The sequence below is a fragment of the Streptomyces vietnamensis genome (assembly GCF_000830005.1).
GTDB lineage: Bacteria > Actinomycetota > Actinomycetes > Streptomycetales > Streptomycetaceae > Streptomyces > Streptomyces vietnamensis.
Map to the genome: position 1 here is coordinate 4593817 of NZ_CP010407.1, position 18726 is coordinate 4612542.

General features: G+C 72.3%; 23 protein-coding genes. 15 read left to right on the plus strand and 8 right to left on the minus strand.

Translation table 11 applies throughout. From position 1 onward, the window contains the following. The first annotated feature begins 145 nt into the window (after positions 1-145). Positions 146-640 (plus strand): hypothetical protein, encoded by a 495-nt coding sequence (locus SVTN_RS20585; RefSeq protein WP_041130420.1) that lies wholly within the window; start codon positions 146-148, stop codon positions 638-640. A 16-nt stretch (positions 641-656) separates the two neighbouring features. On the opposite strand, the gene SVTN_RS20590 is transcribed toward SVTN_RS20585, so the two are convergent. From SVTN_RS20590 to SVTN_RS20605, 4 genes are all read right to left on the minus strand, one after another. Further along, positions 657-1241 carry a DinB family protein gene (locus SVTN_RS20590; RefSeq protein ID WP_041130421.1) on the minus strand — a complete coding sequence of 195 codons (585 nt, stop codon included), beginning with the start codon at positions 1239-1241 and terminating at the stop codon, positions 657-659. Positions 1242-1382: 141 nt separating this feature from the next. Then, positions 1383-1844: a pyridoxamine 5'-phosphate oxidase family protein gene (locus SVTN_RS20595; RefSeq protein ID WP_041130422.1), complete on the minus strand. Its 462-nt coding sequence runs from the start codon at positions 1842-1844 to the stop codon at positions 1383-1385. A gap of 299 nt (positions 1845-2143) precedes the next feature. Continuing rightward, positions 2144-2560 (minus strand): VOC family protein, encoded by a 417-nt coding sequence (locus SVTN_RS20600; RefSeq protein WP_041130423.1) that lies wholly within the window; start codon positions 2558-2560, stop codon positions 2144-2146. A 10-nt stretch (positions 2561-2570) separates the two neighbouring features. Further along, positions 2571-3047, minus strand: a complete 477-nt coding sequence (locus SVTN_RS20605; RefSeq protein WP_041130424.1) for a helix-turn-helix domain-containing protein — start codon at positions 3045-3047, stop codon at positions 2571-2573. A gap of 91 nt (positions 3048-3138) precedes the next feature. Here SVTN_RS20605 and SVTN_RS20610 point away from each other — a divergent pair, with 91 nt between their 5' ends. The 3 genes from SVTN_RS20610 to SVTN_RS20620 all read left to right on the plus strand — a co-directional run bounded on the left by SVTN_RS20610 (position 3139) and on the right by SVTN_RS20620 (position 4554). Then, a complete protein-coding gene (locus SVTN_RS20610; protein WP_041130425.1) occupies positions 3139-3531 on the plus strand; it encodes a helix-turn-helix domain-containing protein in 393 nt (130 codons plus the stop codon). Positions 3532-3554: 23 nt separating this feature from the next. Next, positions 3555-4109, plus strand: coding sequence for a hypothetical protein (locus tag SVTN_RS20615; protein WP_041130426.1), 555 nt, complete (start codon positions 3555-3557; stop codon positions 4107-4109). A 91-nt stretch (positions 4110-4200) separates the two neighbouring features. After that, positions 4201-4554 (plus strand): DUF2516 family protein, encoded by a 354-nt coding sequence (locus SVTN_RS20620; protein WP_041134091.1) that lies wholly within the window; start codon positions 4201-4203, stop codon positions 4552-4554. A 53-nt stretch (positions 4555-4607) separates the two neighbouring features. Here the strand turns inward: SVTN_RS20620 and SVTN_RS20625 are convergent, their stop codons facing one another. The 3 genes from SVTN_RS20625 to SVTN_RS20635 form a co-directional block, all read right to left on the minus strand. Then, positions 4608-5912 (minus strand): PP2C family protein-serine/threonine phosphatase, encoded by a 1305-nt coding sequence (locus SVTN_RS20625; RefSeq protein WP_425428992.1) that lies wholly within the window; start codon positions 5910-5912, stop codon positions 4608-4610. 351 nt (positions 5913-6263) lie between these two features. Beyond that, entirely contained in the window at positions 6264-7313 is a 1050-nt protein-coding gene (locus SVTN_RS20630; protein ID WP_041130428.1) for a C40 family peptidase, read from the minus strand. A 313-nt stretch (positions 7314-7626) separates the two neighbouring features. Then, entirely contained in the window at positions 7627-8427 is an 801-nt protein-coding gene (locus SVTN_RS20635) for a class I SAM-dependent methyltransferase (RefSeq protein ID WP_041130429.1), read from the minus strand. A gap of 342 nt (positions 8428-8769) precedes the next feature. On the opposite strand from SVTN_RS20635, the gene mshA reads away from it, so the two are divergent. The 7 genes from mshA to SVTN_RS20665 all read left to right on the plus strand — a co-directional run bounded on the left by mshA (position 8770) and on the right by SVTN_RS20665 (position 14443). Beyond that, positions 8770-10137, plus strand: coding sequence for a D-inositol-3-phosphate glycosyltransferase (gene mshA, locus SVTN_RS20640; protein ID WP_041130430.1), 1368 nt, complete (start codon positions 8770-8772; stop codon positions 10135-10137). Beyond that, the gene (locus tag SVTN_RS20645) at positions 10130-10618 is read left to right on the plus strand and encodes a type III secretion system chaperone family protein (RefSeq protein ID WP_041130431.1); all 489 of its coding nucleotides are present in this window, start codon (positions 10130-10132) and stop codon (positions 10616-10618) included. Before mshA ends, SVTN_RS20645 begins: the two co-directional genes overlap by 8 nt. 66 nt (positions 10619-10684) lie before the next feature. After that, on the plus strand, positions 10685-10960 hold the full coding sequence (locus SVTN_RS44330) for a hypothetical protein (protein ID WP_159026482.1): 276 nt from the start codon (positions 10685-10687) through the stop codon (positions 10958-10960). A gap of 80 nt (positions 10961-11040) precedes the next feature. Continuing rightward, complete coding sequence (locus SVTN_RS20650; protein ID WP_041130432.1) at positions 11041-13566, plus strand: WD40/YVTN/BNR-like repeat-containing protein; 2526 nt, start codon at positions 11041-11043, stop codon at positions 13564-13566. Positions 13567-13579: 13 nt separating this feature from the next. Beyond that, on the plus strand, positions 13580-13837 hold the full coding sequence (locus SVTN_RS20655) for a hypothetical protein (RefSeq protein WP_041130433.1): 258 nt from the start codon (positions 13580-13582) through the stop codon (positions 13835-13837). Between the two features lie 37 nt (positions 13838-13874). After that, positions 13875-14183: a hypothetical protein gene (locus SVTN_RS20660; protein WP_159026483.1), complete on the plus strand. Its 309-nt coding sequence runs from the start codon at positions 13875-13877 to the stop codon at positions 14181-14183. Further along, positions 14180-14443 carry an ABC transporter permease family protein gene (locus SVTN_RS20665; protein WP_041130435.1) on the plus strand — a complete coding sequence of 88 codons (264 nt, stop codon included), beginning with the start codon at positions 14180-14182 and terminating at the stop codon, positions 14441-14443. Before SVTN_RS20660 ends, SVTN_RS20665 begins: the two co-directional genes overlap by 4 nt. 91 nt (positions 14444-14534) lie before the next feature. On the opposite strand, the gene SVTN_RS20670 is transcribed toward SVTN_RS20665, so the two are convergent. Continuing rightward, entirely contained in the window at positions 14535-15854 is a 1320-nt protein-coding gene (locus SVTN_RS20670) for an MDR family MFS transporter (RefSeq protein WP_245727602.1), read from the minus strand. A gap of 125 nt (positions 15855-15979) precedes the next feature. Here SVTN_RS20670 and SVTN_RS20675 point away from each other — a divergent pair, with 125 nt between their 5' ends. The 4 genes from SVTN_RS20675 (at position 15980) to SVTN_RS20690 (ending at position 18673) form a co-directional block, all read left to right on the plus strand. Next, positions 15980-16738, plus strand: coding sequence for a phosphoglyceromutase (locus tag SVTN_RS20675; RefSeq protein WP_041130436.1), 759 nt, complete (start codon positions 15980-15982; stop codon positions 16736-16738). A 197-nt stretch (positions 16739-16935) separates the two neighbouring features. Next, positions 16936-17616, plus strand: a complete 681-nt coding sequence (locus SVTN_RS20680) for a hypothetical protein (protein WP_041130437.1) — start codon at positions 16936-16938, stop codon at positions 17614-17616. A 131-nt stretch (positions 17617-17747) separates the two neighbouring features. Further along, positions 17748-18101 (plus strand): hypothetical protein, encoded by a 354-nt coding sequence (locus SVTN_RS20685; protein WP_041130438.1) that lies wholly within the window; start codon positions 17748-17750, stop codon positions 18099-18101. A 104-nt stretch (positions 18102-18205) separates the two neighbouring features. Beyond that, entirely contained in the window at positions 18206-18673 is a 468-nt protein-coding gene (locus SVTN_RS20690) for a GNAT family N-acetyltransferase (protein ID WP_041130439.1), read from the plus strand. Positions 18674-18726 lie beyond the last annotated feature (53 nt).

Here is an 18726-nt window from a genome sequence, read left to right on the forward strand (position 1 = left end):
CACGACGTGGTGCGGGTTCGGGTGCGGGAGCCTCGGGCGCCGGCAGGGCGCGGGTCCGTTGTGCCCACCCGTTCCGCCCCGGCGGAACGACTGCCCACAACCCGGTGCGGCGAGAGCGCGGCCCGCGCCTCGGCATCATGGACGCATGACGACGTACGCGGGGGAGGCCCCCCGGGCCCTGCTCTTCCTGGACGTGGACGGACCGCTGATCCCCTTCGGCGCGGAGGGCGGGGCGTACCCGACGTACCCGCCCGTCCCGCCCCCGGCGGTGAGCCCGCTGCTCGCGCGGCTCGATCCCGCGCAGGGTCCGCGGCTCGCGGCGCTGCCGTACGAGCTGGTGTGGGCGACCACCTGGGAGGCGGACGCGAACACCTGGGTGGCGCCCCGCCTCGGTCTGCCCGACCTGCCCCTGGTCCCCTGGTCCGACGGCCCCGAGGAGCCGGGCCTCCACTGGAAGACGCCGGCGCTCGTGGCGTGGGCCGCCGGGCGGCCGTTCGCCTGGGTGGACGACGAGATCGGCGCGGCGGACCGCGCCTGGGTCGCCGCCCATCACCCCGGCCCGGCCCTCCTCCGCCGGGTGGACGCCCGGCGCGGGCTCGCCGTCGCCGACTTCGAGGCGCTGGCGGCCTGGGTGCAGTAAGGCGGTAAAGAGGGGACTACACCCCCCGCGTGCCGTCGATGCGCTCCCGCAGGAGGTCCGCGTGGCCGTTGTGGCGGGCGTACTCCTCGATCATGTGGACGAGGACCCAGCGCAGCGAGACCTTTCCGCGCCACGCGTCGTCCCCCGAGACGTCGAGGTCCGGGGCCTCGGCGGTGAAGCGGTCGGAGAAGTCCACCGCCGCGCGCCAGGCCTCCCAGGCCTCCGCGACGGCCGCCGGGCCGGGCTCGGCCTCGTCGAAGTCCCCGTCGGGGGAGGCGGGTGAGGAGAAGAGAGGACCCGCGTCCTTCTGCCCGGCGAGGATCTCGCGGAACCAGTGGCGTTCGACGTCGGCGAGGTGCCGTACCAGGCCGAGCAGGGACAGGGACGAAGGCTCCACCGCCCGGAGCGCCAACTCTTCTTCCAGGCCCGCGCACTTCAGCACCAGCGTCGCCCGCTGGTCCGCCAGGAACGCGGCGAGCATCGGCCGCTCGTCCCCGGTCGCGGGGCCGGTGAAGCGCCCCGGCCCCGCGACCCCCGTCTCGTCGAGGACGTCCGCGCGCCGCCTGGGGCCCACCGCGTTGTTCCGCTCGTCAACTGCCATGTCGTACCTCCCCGTTGGGTTTCCCGCCCATGCTGGCACGACGGGCGCCCCCGGCCCGAGGTGGGGACGGCACCTGGCGCCGGGGCCATCATGATCACCGCTGGACGGCGCGGGGTCTCGCCGCGGTTCGAACCCGTCGTGCTACTCCAGCCAGGCCCCCTCGCGCATCACGACCCTGCCGCGCAGCTCCGCCACTCCGCGCCAGGCGCGCACGGTCCGCGGCGTCACGCACAGGTACACGAAGGGGGCCTCTTCCGTACGCGGATCCCAGCCGAACTTGCCTACGAACGCATCCGCGGCATCCTGCGGCACTTCCCGCGCGGAATGGCACGTCGCCTCCCCTTGCAGCAGCACCACGTCGAGGGCATCCGGCAGCGCCAGCCGTACGCGCGGTTCCTCGCGTGTGTTGCGCACGGTCGCGGAGTCCGCGCCGGTGCACATCCACACGGCCTGCCCGTCCCACAGGAACCACAGGGGCACCTGATGCGGGCCGTGGTCGGGGTGGGACGTGGACACCCACATGTCGCGCTCCGAGCCGAGCCGTTCGAGGACGTCCCGCCTGCGCCCCGCCGTGTCGCGGCGGATGTTCTCCGTAGCTTGCATGGGCGTCGACCCTAGCCAGCGGGTTCACGGTGCACATGGGGCGCAGGTCCTAGGCCCGGAGGCGTACCGCCCCGGCGTCCGCCGCCTGCAGGCCGTGGCCGTGGGTGCGACAGGGAACCCCCAGCCGGTCGGCGACCTCGGCGAGGATGCCCGGGCGAGTGCCTCCTGGGCCAGGTCCTCGACACCCCACACGTTGCCCGTCCGCTCCCCCCTCCGCCGAAGCGGGAAGCGGGAAGCGGGACGCCTCCCCGCCCACGGGGGGCGAGGAGGCGTCTGCACAGCCGGGTACTCGGGGATGCTCAGGCCTTGGGCCGGGCGAAGCGGATCATGTTGCCGGACGGGTCGCGGAAGGCGCAGTCGCGGACGCCGTAGTGCTGGTCGACCGGCTCCTGGAGGACCTCGGCGCCGGCCGCGCGGACGCGTTCGAAGGTGGCGTCGACGTCCTCAGTCGAGAAGATCACGCCGCGCAGCAGGCCCTTGGCGAGGAGGTCCTTGACGGCCTGGCGGTCGGCCTCCGACGCGTTGGGGTCGGGGAGCGGGGTCTCGAGTACGACCGCCACGTCGGGCTGCTCGGGCGAGCCCAGGGTCACCCAGCGCATCCCCTCGTAGCCGACGTCGTTGCGGACCTCCAGGCCGAGGGCGTCGCGGTAGAAACCGAGCGCCTCGTCGGCGTCGTCGACGGTGATGAAGCACTGCGAGAGCTTGATGTTGTCCATGCCGTCGACGCTACGGGGAGGCGTTCGTCGACGCTTCTCCGTTCCTGATCGCTTCGTTCCTGACCGCTTCGTCCCTGATCGCTTCGGCGGGCCCGCCGTTCTTCACCGGCCGCGTCAGCACCTTCGCGACGCACGCCGGGACCGCGGCGCCCTCCTCGTGGCTGCGCGCCCGGTACGCGCTCGGCGTCTCGCCGACCAGCTCGGTGAACCGCGAGCTGAACGACCCGAGCGACGTACAGCCCACCTCGAAGCAGACCTCCGTCACGCTCAGGTCCCCCCGCCGCAGCAGCGCCTTCGCCCGCTCGACGCGGCGGGTCATCAGATAGCTGTACGGCGTCTCGCCGAACGCGGTACGGAAGCTGCGCGCGAAGTGCCCCGTCGACATCAGCGCGACCCTGGCCAGGGCCGGCACGTCGAGCGGTGACGCGTAGTCGCGGTCCATCGTGTCCCGCGCGCGGCGCAGTCGTTTCAGGTCCTCAAGGTCCACGGCCCCAGCATGGCACGGCCCGCCACGCCCTGGGAGCGACTTTTGCAAGCAGGTGCTTGCAAAAGTTAGCAGCGGCTGGCATGGTCGGGGCATGGCATCGCTCAACGTCGGCAATCTCGGTGAGTACCTCCGCGAGCAGCGGCGGACCGCGCAGCTCTCCCTGCGGCAGCTCGCCGACGCCGCCGGGGTGTCGAATCCGTATCTCAGCCAGATCGAGCGCGGGCTGCGCAAGCCCAGTGCCGAGGTCCTGCAGCAGGTCGCGAAGGCGCTGCGGATCTCCGCCGAGACGCTCTACGTACGGGCCGGGATCCTCGACGAGAAGGAGCGGGAGGAGCTGGAGACGCGCGCCGTCATCCTGGCCGATCCCTCGATCAACGAGCGGCAGAAGCAGGTGCTGCTCCAGATCTACGACTCCTTCCGCAAGGAGAACGCCGCCGAGCAGGCGCCCGCCGCGCCCGATGCCACTCCGCCTTCGAGCCAGTAGTCACCTCCGGGAGGAACACCAGCATGGCCATCATCGACGAACTGCGTACCCCTCTCTACTTCGCCGCCGGCACCGCCGACCTCGCCGTACAGCAGGCCAAGAAGGTTCCCGGCCTGATCGAGCAGCTCGCCGCCGAGGCGCCCGCGCGCATCGACGCCGTACGGAAGACCGACCCGAAGGCCGTGCAGGAGAAGGTCGCCGCGCAGGCCAAGGAGGCCCAGGCCACTGTGCAGTCGAAGCTCGCCGAGGTCGTCGGCGGTCTCGACACCGACCTCAAGAAGCTCGGTGAGACCGCTCAGGACCTCGCCCTGCGCGGTGTCGGCGTCGCCGCCGAGTACGCCGTGAAGGCGCGCGAGAAGTACGAGGAGGTCGCCGCCCACGGCGAGGAGGCCGTCAGGGCCTGGCGCGGCGAGGTCGCCGAGGAGATCACCGAGATCGCCGTCGTCGTCGAGCCCGAGCCGGCGGCCGACGAGAAGACGGAGACCCCCGCGCCCGAGGCCGAGAAGGCGCCCGCTCGCAAGACCACCGCCCGCAAGGCCCCCGCCAAGAAGACGGCCGTCGCCGCCGAGAAGGAGTAGGGCCGGGCACCAATCCGGGTACTCGGTGCGTTGTACCGGGTACCTTGACCGCGAGGCGCTCTCTCTCCATCCCCACTAGGCGGTGCTCAGCATGTTGCGCGCGGGATTCGACTCCCTTCTCTCCCTGGTGATGTTCCTGGTCTTCACCGGCTTCGCCGTCGCCGCGTTCGCCTTCGCCGCCATCGCGCGCGAGGACGCCTACCGCGCCGCCGACAAGCAGACGAAGAAGTTCTGGCTGATCATCCTGGGCGTCAACCTCGCCCTGGCCCTGCTGCTGCCGTCGTCGATGTTCTTCCTGCAGATCGCCGGGCTGATCGCCGCCATCGTCTTCATGGTGGACGTGCGCCCCGCGCTCGCCCAGGTCTCCGGCGGGGGCCGGGGCGGCCGCCGGGGCGGCGGCTCCAGCAGCGACGGGCCGTACGGTCCCTACAACGGCGGCCGGTAGCCGGTAAGCAGTACGACGAGACACGAGTACACGAGACAGGGCCCGGGAGGTGCTTACCCCCGGGTCCTGTCCCTTTCCAGGGCCAGGACCGCGACGTCGTCCGTCAGCTCGCCGCCGTTCAGCGACCGGACCTCCGTCACGGCCGCCTCCAGGAGCTCCTCGCCCCGCAGGCCCGAGGCCAGCTGGCGGTTGATCATGTCGACCATCCCGTCCTGGCCGAGCCGCGGCGAGCCGGGGCCCGCCGAGCGGCCCTCGATGAGTCCGTCCGTGTACATGAGCAGGCTCCACGCCCCGCCCAGCTCGACCTGCCGGCGCGGCCAGCGGGCGCGCGGAAGCAGTCCGAGGGCCGGGCCGCCGTCCTCGTACGGGAGGAGGCGTGCCGTCCGGCCCTGCCGGGCGATCAGCGGCGAGGGGTGTCCGGCCAGGCAGAGGCCGGCCCGGCGTCCGTCGGGCGCGATGTCGACGGTGCAGAGGGTCGCGAAGATCTCGTCGCTCTCCCGCTCGTGCTCCAGGACCTGCTGCATCGTCGAGAGCAGTTCGTCCCCGCAGAGGCCCGCGAAGGTCAGGGCCCGCCAGGCGATCCGGAGCTCGACGCCGAGCGCGGCCTCGTCGGGGCCGTGCCCGCAGACGTCGCCGATCATGGCGTGGACGGTGCCGTCGGGGGTGCGGACGACGTCGTAGAAGTCGCCGCCGAGCAGGGCGCGGGAGCGGCCGGGCCGGTAGTGGGCGGCGAACCGCAGGTCGGAGCCCTCCAGGAGCGGGGTGGGGAGCAGTCCGCGTTCCAGGCGGGCGTTCTCCTGGGCACGGAGCCGGGACTCGGCGAGCTTCACCTGGACGGCGTCGGCCCGCTTGCGTTCGACGGCGTACCGGATGGCCCGGCTGAGCAGCCGCCCGTCGAGCTCCTCGCGGAAGAGGTGGTCCTGGGCCCCGACGCGTACTGCCTCGGCCGCCAGCTCCGCGTCGGCGGAGCCCGCGAGTGCGAGGACGGCGTGGCGCGGGGCGAGGCGCAGGATGTGCCGCAGCGGGGCGAGCGGGTCGTCGCCGGCGGCCCCGGCGCGCGGGCCGGGCAGGGAGAGGTCGACGAGGACGCAGTGGACGTCGTCGGTGAGGAGCCGCTCGGCCTCGGTGAGGTTCCGGGCGGTGCGTATGCGGACCCGGGTGCCGGCGGCGTCCGCCGCGTCGAGCAGTTCGGGTACGGCGAGGGCACCCGCCGGGTCGTCCTCGACGACCAGGAGGGTGAGATCGGTGCGCTCGGTGCCTGTGACTGTGGCTGTCATGGGAGTGGCGTCCATTGGGGTGGCGTCGCCGGGTCCCGCAGCGGCAGAGACGTTTCTCTGGCGCGGTACGGATGCGGGCATCGGTCCGGGTTTCCTTCCCTCCCCCCGAGGTGCGCAGGGCGCCGGGTGGCGTCCCGCCCGTCCCGGACCATAGCGGTAGGGCGGTGCGCAGCGGAATGGTGATCAGCCTGTGAGAGCGCGCGCCGTTCTTGGCATATGCCGCGGAAGGGGAGGTACTTGCCCCTGCGCGGTCCGCACGGGGGCTTCGTGCCCATGAGAAACGTCACGCCCGTCGAGCCGTGGCCGGGCCGTGAAGGTGGCTCGTGTCACGTCGCTCCCGTCACATCGCCACATCGCTCCCGTCACGCCGCTCCCGTTGCGAAGGTGGGCGGCCCCCCTCGCGATCACGAAGGCGGGCGACCCCCCTCGCGATCACGAAGGGCGGACCACTCCCAGGATCTCCATCGTGCCCGCGCCCGCGAGCGTGACGTTCCGGCCCGGGCGCGGCGCATGCACGATCATGCCGTTCCCGACGTACATCCCGATGTGGCTCGCGTCCTTGAAGTAGACGATCAGGTCGCCGGGCCGCATGTCCTTGATGTCCACGTGCGGAAGCAGCCGCCACTGCTCCTGCGAGGTGCGCGGGATCCCCAGTCCGGCCGCGCCCCAGGAGCGCTGGGTCAGCCCGGAGCAGTCGTACGATTTCGGCCCCTCCGCGCCCCAGACGTACGGCTTGCCGATCTGCGCCGTCGCGAACTCGACCGCCTTCCTGCCCTCCGCCGTCGCGCCTTCCTTCAGGCCGTCGAGGACGCCGGTGCCGAGCCAGGTCGTCTGGGCCCGGAGCTGGGCCTGCTCCTCCAGGCGCCGCAGCCGCTCGCGCTCCTCGGCGGCGAGCTCGGACTCCAGCTTCTTCGCGGCGGCGATCTTGTCGTTGATCTCCTTCTTCGCCTTGGCCTGCTTGACGCGGTTGGCCTCCAGCTTGGTCCAGTTGGCGCCGGCGTCCTTGGCGTACGTGTCCAACTCGGCCTGGGCGCGGGTCATCTCGCCCAGGAGGTCGGTGGTGGCCTTGGCCCCCGCCTTGAGCCGTCCGGCGGCGTCGAGGAAGAGCTGCGGGTCGTTCGTGAGGACGAGCTGCGCGCCGTCCGGGAGCCCACCGTTGCGGTACTGGGCGCGGGCGGCGGCGCCGGCCCTGGCCTTGAGGTCGTCGATCTTCTTGCGGCCGTCCACGATCAGGCGGGCGAGCTGCACGATCTCGGCGGACTGCTCCTTGGTCTTCTCCTCGGCGAGGTTGTACGCGTCGGTGGCGGCGGCGGCCTTCCGGTACAGCTCGTCGATCTCCTGGCGCACCTCCTCCAGGCTCTTCTTCGGCGGGGGAGGGGGCAGCGGCGCGGCGGAGGCCTGGAGGGTCAGCGCGGGAGAGGCCAGCACGGTCAGGGCGCAGATCACGGTGATCGCGGCGGTGGCGTGGCGGCGTCGGTTCACGAGCTCCCCCTCGAGTGACCCAAATCTGATTTACCGTCAGTAACTTGATGGTGACCTGGCGATAGTGCCATGCGAAACCGGAAAGCAACAGGGGAAACCGGGGCCTGTCGGGCCTGTTCCCCCCACGGGGGACGAGTGAGGTGCGTGGGGCGTTCCCCGTGCACGAGAAATTCAACGGGAGTTGGGGAGAGACGGGGGACCGGCCACGCGGAGTGTCACCCCTTCGGCGCCGACGTCTCCGACCGCACCGCCGGCCCGGCGGCGCCGATGCCCCCTACCGGCGCACGGTCGGACCCGCGGCGCCGACGCGTCGTCAGGCCCTCGGCGCCAGTGCCTCCCAGCGCACCGTGACCTCGCCCTGCCGCCAGCGGCGCGGGCCGTCCGTCAGCGGCCAGTCCGCCGCCAGGTCGCGGACGGAGCGGATCCACCGCTGCCGGGCACCGAGCGAGGCGTACGGGGCGGCCGCCGCCCACGCCCGGTCGAAGTCCCGCAGGAAGGCGTGCACCGGCTCGCCCGGCACGTTCCGGTGGATCAGCGCCTTCGGCAGGCGTTCCGCGAGGTCCGAGGGCCGGTCGAGCGAGCCGAGCCGGGTCGCGAAGGTCACCGTGCGCGGCCCGGTCGCGTCGAGCGCCACCCACACGTGCCGGCGCCCGATCTCGTCGCAGGTCCCCTCCACGAGCAGTCCGCCGGGGGCGAGCCGCTCGCAGAGCCGTGCCCAGACGGCGGCGACCTGGTCCTCGTCGTACTGGCGCAGCACGTTCGCGGCCCGGATCAGGGCGACCCGGCCGGGCACCGGCACCTCGAAGCCGCCGTGCACGAAGGAGAGGCCCTCGTGGACGGCTTCGTACGGCTTCGCGGCCTCGACGCGGGCGGGCTCGATCTCGATTCCGTACAGGAGGGTGCGGGGCTCGGCGGTGCGCAGCCGGGCCAGGAGCTCCACGGCGGTCCAGGGGGCGGCCCCGTACCCGAGGTCGACGGCGACCGGCGGCTCGGGGGAGCTGCGCAGGGCGGGGCCGTGGACGGCGGCGATCCAGCGGTCCATGCGGCGCAGCCGGTTCGGGTTGGTGGTCCCGCGGGTCGGGGTGCCGACGGGGCGGGTGGTGCGCGGGGCCATGCCACGAGCGTAAGGGGTGGGACAGACCGGTCCGCCCCGGCGGCGAACCCGGCAACGATTCCGGCGGCGAACCCGGCGGCGAACCCGGCGGCGAACCCGGCGGCGAACCCGGCACGAGCCCGGCACGAGCCCGGCAACGATTCCGGCAGTGAACCCGGCGGCGAATCCGGCACGAGCCCGCCGGCGAACCCGGCAACGAATTGGCAAAACGGCCCGTCACCGGAAATGAAAGGGGAGATTCCGGTGTTGTGGCAGCTGGAGGACGTCCCGCGCCCTCCTTGAGTCGTGCCCGAGACGGGCTCAGCCCGCCCAGCTCAGCCCCCGAGCGGAAGGACCGCCGACGTGAGCCAGTACGTGTCCCGGTTCGCCGGTACCCGGCACCGGCACCCGGCGCCGGCCAGGCTCCGGCTCCCCGGCCGGCACCGCGCCCCGCGGCGCGTGGCCATGCTCAGCGTCCACACCTCGCCGCTGCACCAGCCCGGCACGGGTGACGCGGGCGGCATGAACGTCTACATCGTCGAGCTGGCGAAACGACTCGCCGCCATCGACATCGAGGTGGAGATCTTCACCCGGGCCACCACCGGTGGCCTCCCCCCGGTGGTCGAGCTGACCCCGGGCGTGCTCGTGCGGCACGTGGACGCCGGCCCGTACGAGGGGCTGGCCAAGGAGGAGCTGCCGGCGCAGCTCTGCGCCTTCACGCACGGCGTGATGCAGGCGTGGGCGGGACACCGGCCCGGCCACTACGACCTGGTCCACTCCCACTACTGGCTCTCCGGTCACGTCGGCTGGCTGGCCGCCGAGCGCTGGGGCGTCCCGCTCGTGCACGCCATGCACACCATGGCGAAGGTCAAGAACGCGGCGCTCGCCGAGGGCGACACGCCCGAGCCCGCGGCCCGGGTGATCGGCGAGACGCAGATCGTCTCGGCCGCCGACCGGCTGATCGCCAACACGTCCGAGGAGGCCGACGAGCTGGCCCGCTTCTACGAGGCGGACCCCGGCAAGATCGCGGTCGTGCACCCGGGCGTCAACCTGGACCACTTCCGCCCCGCCGACGGCCGTGCGGCGGCCCGCGCCCGGCTCGGCCTCCCCCAGGACGCCTTCATCCCGGTCTTCGCCGGCCGAATACAGCCGCTGAAGGCCCCGGACATCCTGCTCAGCGCCGCCGCGCGGCTCCTGGAAGAGGACCCCTCCCTTCGCACCCGCATGGTCGTCCCGGTGGTGGGCGGCCCGAGCGGCAGCGGCCTGGCCAAGCCGGAGCAGCTGCAGAAGCTGGCCGCCAAGCTCGGGATCTCGGACGTCGTGCGCTTCCACCCGCCGGTGGGCCAGGACCGGCTGGCGGACTGGTTCCGCGCGGCCAGCGTGCTGGTCATGCCCTCGTACAGCGAGTCCTTCGGCCTGGTCGCGATCGAGGCGCAGGCGGCCGGCACCCCGGTCGTCGCGGCGGCGGTCGGCGGCCTGCCCGTGGCCGTACGGGACGAGGTGACCGGTTTCCTGGTCCAGGGGCACGACCCGGCGGACTACGCCCGCGCTCTGGGCCGCTTCGTGGCGGACCCGTCCCTCTCGGCCCGGATGGGCGAGGCGGCGGCGCTGCACGCGGGTTCCTTCGGCTGGGACACGGCGGCCTCGGGCACGGCGGACGTGTACACGGCCGCCATGCACGACCACCGGCTGCGCGAGAACCGCCGTCGCGTACGCTCGCACCATGGCTGAGGACGTTCGGCGGATCATCGAGGAAGCGTTCGACGAGTCGGAGCTCGACTGGGAGTCCCCGGAGCCCGGCTCGTACGTCGTGAAGCTCCCGGGCACGCGCAAGCTGTTCACCACCCTGTCACTGCGAGTGGGCCGCCACTCCCTCTCCCTCAACGCCTTCGTCATCCGCCACCCGGACGAGAACGAGGCGGGCGTCCACCGCTGGCTGCTCGAACGCAACCTCAAGCTGTACGGGGTGAGTTACGCGGTCGACGCCCTCGGCGACGTCTACCTCGCCGGCAAACTGCCGCTGGCCGCCGTCACACCGGAGGAACTGGACCGGCTGCTCGGCTCGGTCCTGGAGGCGGCGGACGGCGACTTCAACACGCTCCTGGAACTGGGCTTCGCGTCGGCGATCCGCCGCGAGTACGAGTGGCGGGTGTCGCGCGGCGAGTCGACCCGCAACCTGGACGCGTTCAAGAACCTGACCCGGAAGTCGTAGCCCTGGGCGGCGCGCGCCCACCGGGTGACGCGGTCGGGCCCGTCCCCGCCCCCACCCCCGCCTGAGATGCTGGTGAACGGCCACGAGAGTAGCGTGGAAAGGGTGATTGAAGGGCCGTCCGGAAAGTCCCCCGGCGGTTCTGCGGCCAAGAAGCGAGGTGGCCGGGCCGCGGAGCGGCTGAAGGAGTTCCTCGCTGCTCGAAAGCCGGTGGAAGCGGCCTCCCGGGCGCCCGGAGAGGGCACGGACGACGAGGACCTCCGCCGGATCGACGACGAGTCGGCGTCCTCGGACGGAGCCGGTTCTTCGGGGGTCTCGAACTCCCCGGATTCCCAGGCCGATTGACGGCATCGGCAACCCAGAGAGCGCTCGCCTGGTCGGCGCATGGCGTGAAGTGCCTGCGCCGGCGCCCAGGAGGTACAGCGATGCAGAAACCGACTGCTTCCGGCCGGCACGCGCCACAGCGCCCGCAGGGCGGCAAGGCCCTGGTCAGACTGGTGCAAGAGCTCACCCGTGTCGGGCTGGACGAGGAAGCAATCGCCGCGATCCGCGCGGCCGCCCCCGAACTCGAACCGCACGAGCTGGTGGCCAGAGCCGCGGGGCCGGAGAGGGCCCGGACGGCACGGGAAGCGGCGGCGGCACGCGAGGAGGACGGCGACCCCGGCGAATACGGCGCTCCGGTCACGCAGAGCGTCGCCGCCGAGTACCGGGCCGTGGCGGAGCACCTGGCCGAGCCCGCCGCCGTGGCGGGACCGGGGTGGCGCTCGATCGGCCCGTGGACCGTCCCGAACGGGCAGACGTACGGGGCGAGCCGCGTCAACGTCTCGGGCCGGATCTCCTCCATAGCCCCCGATCCCGCCGACCCCGCGCACCTGCTCGTCGGGGCCGCCAACGGCGGTGTCTGGGAGAGCGACGACCGCGGCGCCTCCTGGGCACCCCGTACGGACGACGCGGCGACGCTCACCGTGGGAGCCATCGCCTTCGACCCCGCGGCCCCGGGGACCGTACTCGCCGGGACAGGAGAGGGGAACTGGTGGTCGTGGCTGGGCGCCGGCGTGCTGCGGTCGACCGACGGCGGTACGAAATGGGCGCCCCTGTGCACCGAGCCGTTCGTCGGGCAGGGCTTCTTCGACCTGACCTTCGACCCCACCCGGGAGAACACCGTGCTCGCGGGCACGGACCGCGGGCTGTACACGTCCACCGACGGCGGAGCCGGCTGGACCCGGCGCAGGTCCGTACGGACCTGGTCGGTCTCGGTCTCCGGCACGGGCGAAGCGCTGGCCGCCTGCGAGGACGGGCTCTTCCGCTCGACCGACGGCGGAGCCGTCTGGAACGCCGTGGCCCTCCCCGGCGCGACCACGCCCTTCATCCGGTGCGCCGTGGCGACGGCTCCGTCCGACGCCACCGTCGCCTACGCGTGGGCCGCCCTCTCCAGCGGGGCGCCGAAGCTCTGGCGCAGGACCGGCGGGGCCTGGACCGCGGTGACACCGCCCGCCGCGGACACCGGCCAGGCCGACTACGACTGGTTCCTCGCCGTGGCCCCCGACCGCGCGGACCGGGTGTACGTCGGTGCCATCGACGCCCACCGGGGCGAACTCTCCGGGACGACGTGGACCTGGCGCAACATCTCGACCAAGAAGCCCACCGGCGACTCCATCCACCCCGACCAGCACGCCATCGCCTTCGAGCCCGGCAGTCCCGACGTGCTGTACGTGGGCAACGACGGCGGGCTGTTCCGCAGTCCCGACCGCGGCCTCACCTGGAAGCACCTCAACAACGGCTTGGTCATCGGTGAATTCGAGTACCTGTCACAGGACTTCGGTTCGTCGCGCTGGCTGCTGGGCGGCACGCAGGACAACGGCACCGTCCGCTGGACCGGCTCCCCCGAGTGGACGCACGTGCAGGACGGGGACGGCGGCGACTGCGCGGTCAACCGCGCCCACCCGGACACCGTCTTCCACACGTTCTACAAGATGAGCCCGGAGCGTTCCGACAGCCGGGGCGAGCCGGGCAGCTGGTTCCCCGTGAAGCCGCCGGTGCCGGCCGGCGAGAAGTCGCAGTTCTATCCGCCGATGGAGACCAGCGCCACCAACGGCAGTACCGTCGCACTCGGCGGCGGCGCCCTCTACGTCTCGCGCGACAACGCGGCCCACTGGACCCGGCTGGAGTTTCCCACCGCGGGCACGGCCAGCGCCATGTACGTCCCCCATGCCGACCAGGTCCTCGTGGGCACCACGACGGGCGAGCTGTACCGCACCACCTGGTCGGGCAGCGCATGGAGCGCGCTCGGCGCACTGGCGACGCCCAGGAGCGGGGCCCAGGTGTCCGACATCCACGCCGACGCCACCGACACCCAGCGGATCTGGGTGACGCACAGCCGGCCCGGTGGCGGTCGCATCTGGCACTCCACCGACGGTGGCGGCAGCTGGACGAACCGCTCCGCCGGACTGCCCCCGCTGCCGCTCAACGCGGTGGAGGTCGACCCGACCGACCGCGACCGCATCTGGGTGGCCGCGGACCTGGGCGTCTACCAGAGCACCGACGGGGGAAGCACCTGGCAGACCTTCTCCGACAGACTGCCCAACGCGTTCATCGGAGACATCGTGCTGCATCCGCACGCCCGGGTGCTGCGCGCGGGGACGCGCAACAGGGGCGTGTGGGAGATTCCCGTCGACGGCTGGCCGACCGAACCGGTGTGCGGCACCCAGTGGACCGGCACGCTGGCCGGAGGCGCGAAGCAGACCTGGTCCACGGTCGACTGGCCCGCGACCTGGCACGTCCTGTGGACCGTCATGCCGGTCACCCCCAAGCCCGGTGCTCCTCAGCTCCGCTGGACCGTCCAGGTGGAGCGGGCGTCCAACGAGTACGTCACCTATCGGATCGCCGTCGTCAACCTGACTGCGGAGCCGGTCTCCCTGGAAGGCCGCTACGCGATCCTCAGCCGTTACTGAAGGGGAATCGGCCATGTGGACCAATACGCAGTTCACCGGCTCGCTGGGGCCCGGCGCGACCCAGAGCTGGTCCACCGTCGACTGGCCCGCGAGCTGGCACGTCGTCTGGTACGTGGTGCCGACCTCACCGGCTCAGGGCGCGCCCCAGGTCGACTGGGACGTCGCCGTCGAGCGGGCGTCCGAGGACAAGGCCACGTACTGGATCACCGTCAAGAACCTCACATCGAAGACGGTCACGTTCGAGGGCCGGTACGCGGTTCTCAACAACTGACCCGAGCGGTGCCCGGCGGCGCAGGGAGATGACCGCGATGCGCATCACCATCGAGATCGACGCTCACGACGAACCCGCATCGACGACGACAACGACAACGGCGACGGGCGCGGCCGCGGCCGCGACGCGGGAGAAGCCGGCGTACACGGGTTACGCGTTGGACGCCGGACCGGCCCCCGTGGGCCTGGCCGCGAGGAACGGCACGGTGTGGGAGCCGCCCGCCTTCACCGAGGCGCCACCGGACCGTGCCGCCGCCGCTCCCGCCTCCGGCTCCTACGCCCGGGGAGGAGCGCCGGCCGTGCTGTCGGCCGGGCGGGCGCCGACCGAGGAGGAGATCGCGCGATGAACACGACGCCCGGGCAGCTCCGACGACATGTACGCGTGCGCGGCTGGCTGGAATCCGCCGCCGCGGCCGTCAGCGGCATCGTGCTCGTACTGACCCTGGTCTGGCACGACTGGATCGAGCGCGTCTTCGGCGTCGAACCCGACCAGGGCAGCGGCTCACTGGAGTGGGCCGTCGTCGCCGTGGCCCTCTGCGCCACCATCGTCTTCTCGTTGCTCGCGCGCAGCGAATGGCGCAGAGCCAGGGTGCCGCGCCCCGAGTGACCCGTCCCTGCTCCTCGTCCGCCCGGGAAGGGGCGCCGAGTCCGCCCGGGAAGGGGCGCCGACGTTCCCGGACGGCGGCGCGGTGGGCGGTCTACGGCACGGGCTGGGAAGCGCGCCCGGCCCCGGCCCCGGCGGGGTCCTCGTCGGACACCCCGCCGACCGCTTCGCCGGAAGCCTCGAAGGTCTCCCCACCGGGCTCCTCGGAGAGCGCCTTCCGCAGCCGAGTGAAGTACCCGACCGCGGCGACGACGCCGATCGCGGCGCACGCGGCCCACAGCACATCCGGCCCGGGCCCGCCGACGATCGCGCCGGCGCCGATCGGGGCGACGAAACCGGCGACGGCCCAGGACATGCCCATCACGCCCTGGTAGCGGCCCCGGGCGTGCTCGGGGGCGAGGCGGGCGGTGGCGGCGGCGTTCGTCGGGACGTGGATCATCTCGCCGACGGTCCAGACGACCACGGTCGCGGCGAAGGCGACGGGGGAGCCGGCGAGGGCGGTGGCGCCCGTGCCGAAGGCGAAGAGGAGGGCGGAGAGGGTCAGCAGGAGGACCGGGGAGCGCTTGTCGGTCAGCTTGTTGACGAGCAGCTGGAAGCCGACGATCACGATGCCGTTGACGGCGATGACGACGCCGTACGAGGAGGGGGAGAGGCCCTGGTTCGCCATGGTGAGCGGCAGGCCGATCCAGGGGGCGGTGAAGACGAGGCAGACGAGGAGGTTGAGCAGCACGAGGGTGCGGAAGGGCGCGTCGCGCAGCACAGTGAGCATGCTGACCTTCTCCTCGACGACCGGCTCGCCCTTCTTGTCCACGGCGGCTTCGGGACGGGTCTCGGGGAGCCGGAGGAAGACGATGACGGCGCACAGGGTGGTGGCGACGGCGTCGAGGACGAAGAGGGTGCGGTAGCCGAGGAAGATCGCGGCGCCGCCGCCGATGGAGGCGATGGCGAAGCCGAGGTTGAGGGCCCAGTAGTTGAGGGCGTACGCCCGGCGCACGTCGTGGGCGGGGACCATGTCGGAGATGGTCGCGTTGATGGACGGGCGGACGCCCTGCATGGCGACGCCCATGAGGAGGACGACGGCGGCGATGGCCCAGGCGCTGGTGACGACGGCGAGGGCGGCGGCGCAGGCGGCGGCCGCGAGGTGCATGGTGACCATGGTGGGGCGGCGGCCCCAGCGGTCGGTGAGCGCGCCACCGAGCGGGGAACCCGCCACACCGCCGAGGCCGTGGAGGGCGACGACGAGTCCGGCGAACCAGGCGGAGTGCCCGAGCTCCACGGTCAGGTAGAGGGACAGGAAGGTGAGGACGAAGGCGCCGGTCCGGTTGACCAGGGTGGACAGCCACAACCACCAGAAGCCCGGCGGGAGGCCGGAGACCGTCTCGCGGGCCGATCGTCTGAGTGAGTCGATGGACATGTGTGGCGCCCCCCTGCTGTACGTAAGCCCTGCTTCCGGCGCTCGTAACTTACGCATCTCAGGGGTCGGACGCCAGCGAATTGACGACGCGCGTCAATCGTCAGCGGTCTATTAGGCTCGTACGCATGGCCGACGCACCGTACAAGCTGATCCTCCTCCGCCACGGCGAGAGCGAGTGGAACGAGAAGAACCTGTTCACCGGATGGGTGGACGTGAACCTCACCGCCAAGGGCGAGAAGGAGGCGACCCGCGGCGGCGAGCTGCTCAAGGACGCCGGCCTGCTGCCCGACGTGCTGCACACCTCCCTCCAGAAGCGCGCCATCCGCACCGCGCAGCTCGCCCTCGAGGCCGCCGACCGCCACTGGATCCCGGTCAGCCGCTCGTGGCGCCTCAACGAGCGCCACTACGGCGCCCTCCAGGGCAAGGACAAGGCCCAGACGCTCGCCGAGTTCGGCGAGGAGCAGTTCATGCTGTGGCGCCGCTCGTACGACACCCCGCCGCCGGCGCTCTCGGACGACAGCGAGTACTCGCAGGCCCACGACGCCCGCTACCAGACGATCCCGCCGGAGCTGCGCCCGCAGACCGAGTGCCTCAAGGACGTCGTCGAGCGGATGCTCCCGTACTGGTACGACAACATCGTCCCGGACCTCCTCGCCGGCCGCACGGTCCTGGTCGCCGCCCACGGCAACAGCCTCCGCGCCCTGGTGAAGCACCTGGACGGCATCTCGGACGCCGACATCGCGGGCCTCAACATCCCGACGGGCATCCCGCTCTCCTACGAGCTGGACGAGAACTTCAAGCCCCTCAACCCGGGCGGCACCTACCTCGACCCGGAGGCCGCGGCGGCCGCCATCGAGGCCGTGAAGAACCAGGGCAAGAAGTAACCCTGACGCAGCGAGTGAGCCCCCTGCCCGCCGGACCCGGCGGGTGGGGGGCTCGTCGTTGTGCCGCGGGTGTCCTGGGGGAGTACCAGGTCCGTGACATCGCGGAGGCAGGCGCTGTGCGGACGGCCGGGGCGTTGCTACCTTCCCGGCAGGGGCGCGGCCGTGTGGGTGGGCGCCGGTGACAAAGGGGGCTTCCCATGAACGTCGACCGTCTCAGACCAGCTGTTCTCGCGCTCGCCGCCGGCGCGCTGGCCCTCGTGCTCACCGGATGTCAGGGTGACGGTTCCGCCGCCGGTTCCGCCGCGCCCAGCGCGCCTGCGCCGACCGCCGCCGCCACCACCGCGACTCCCGGGGACGCCCCGACGACCGCCCCGACGACCGCCGCTCCGGTCGCCACCCCGACCGTCGTTCCGGCCGCGAAGACGCCGGCCGCCACGAAGACCTCCGTCCCGAAGACCCCTGCGCCGAAGGCTCCCGCCCCCGCGACCCCCAAGCCCAAGGTCAAGGACTGTGTCGACTCGCCTCCCGGGCCCGACGACGTCGACCCCGACGAGTTCGCGCTCTACCGGATCGAGGAGCTCGACCCCAGCACCGGGAAGGTGAACCTCGTCGTCCAGCACGGGGCTTGGGGCTGTGCGCCGAAGGACTCCGACGGTGGGCCGTTCGTCGTCACCGGCGAGGAGAGCCGCTGGGCGCTCGACCAGGCCGCGTACGTCACCGCCACCAACCCGATCGTCACCAGCGCCGAGAACCAGCGGATCGGCGTGCAGGAGCTGATCGACTGGGTCAAGGCCCACCCGGACTCGGGGCTCGTCTTCCGGTACCAGGTCGGGAACGACGGGGCCATCCACCAGCTGGAAGAGGTCTTCACTCCGTAGCACCCGTCCTCTCGGCCGGACGGGTGAGGGCGAAACCTTCCGGCGGCCGTGCGCCGCGTACCAGGGGGCTGAGGGGGTTAGAGGTGGGGTGACCTTGGTCGTCTCCCTCTTCGTCGAAACGAGAAACCTCCGTGCGTCTCCGTCACTCCCTCGCCGCCGTCTGCGGCGCACTCGCCCTCACCGCCGTCCTGGCCTCCCCCGCCCACGCCGCCACCGGCGACTTCCACTACAAGTTCATCGGGTTCGACGGCGAAGCGCAGACGGGCACGCTCTACGACCCGGCGAGCGGGGAGTGCCTCACGATCCCCGAGGCCGCCGACCCGGGCGCCTCCGAGCCCGCCTTCGCGCCGCACAACGACACCGACGAGTACGCGATCCTCTTCACCGGGGCCGACTGCTCCGGCGACACCTGGGTCCTCCGCCCCCACGGCCGCCCGGCCACCGACCGGCTGAAGCTGCGTTCGGTGGTGTTCTTCCAGAAGTAGCCGGTTCGGCGGGCTTCCTCAGACACTCCGCGCACGCGTGCGCGCGGAAGTCCGCCACCGTTAATCACCGGCGGAGATCGCGGTGAATCGTTACCGTCCTGCACATGAGCACGTCACTCCGCCTGGAACAGATCACCCCCGCCACCGTCGACGCCGCACTCGAACTGCGCGTCCACCCCCACCAGGAGCACAACGTCGCCCCCGTCGTGCGCTCCCTCGCCGAGGCCTACGCCTTCGGGGAGCAGGCCTGGCCGCGGCTGATCTTCGACGGCGACCGGCTCGTCGGGTTCCTGATGGCCTTCCTCGACATTCCTTGGAACGAGGACAAGGACCCCGGTGACCGGCGCAGTGGTCTCTGGCGGCTCAACATCTCCGCCGACGCCCAGGGCAAGGGGTACGGGCGCTTCGCCGTCGAGGCCGTCCGCGACGAACTGCGCCGGCGCGGCGAGCAGCACTTCTACGTGACCTGGGAGCCCGGCGAGGACGGTCCCGGCGCCTTCTACGAGAAGCTGGGATTCCGTACGACCGGCGAGGTCAGCGGCGGTCAGACCGTCGGCGTACTCGACGTGTAGACGTATAAGGAGAAGGGAGGGGGTGCGGTTTGCGCACCCCCTCCCTCGCACTC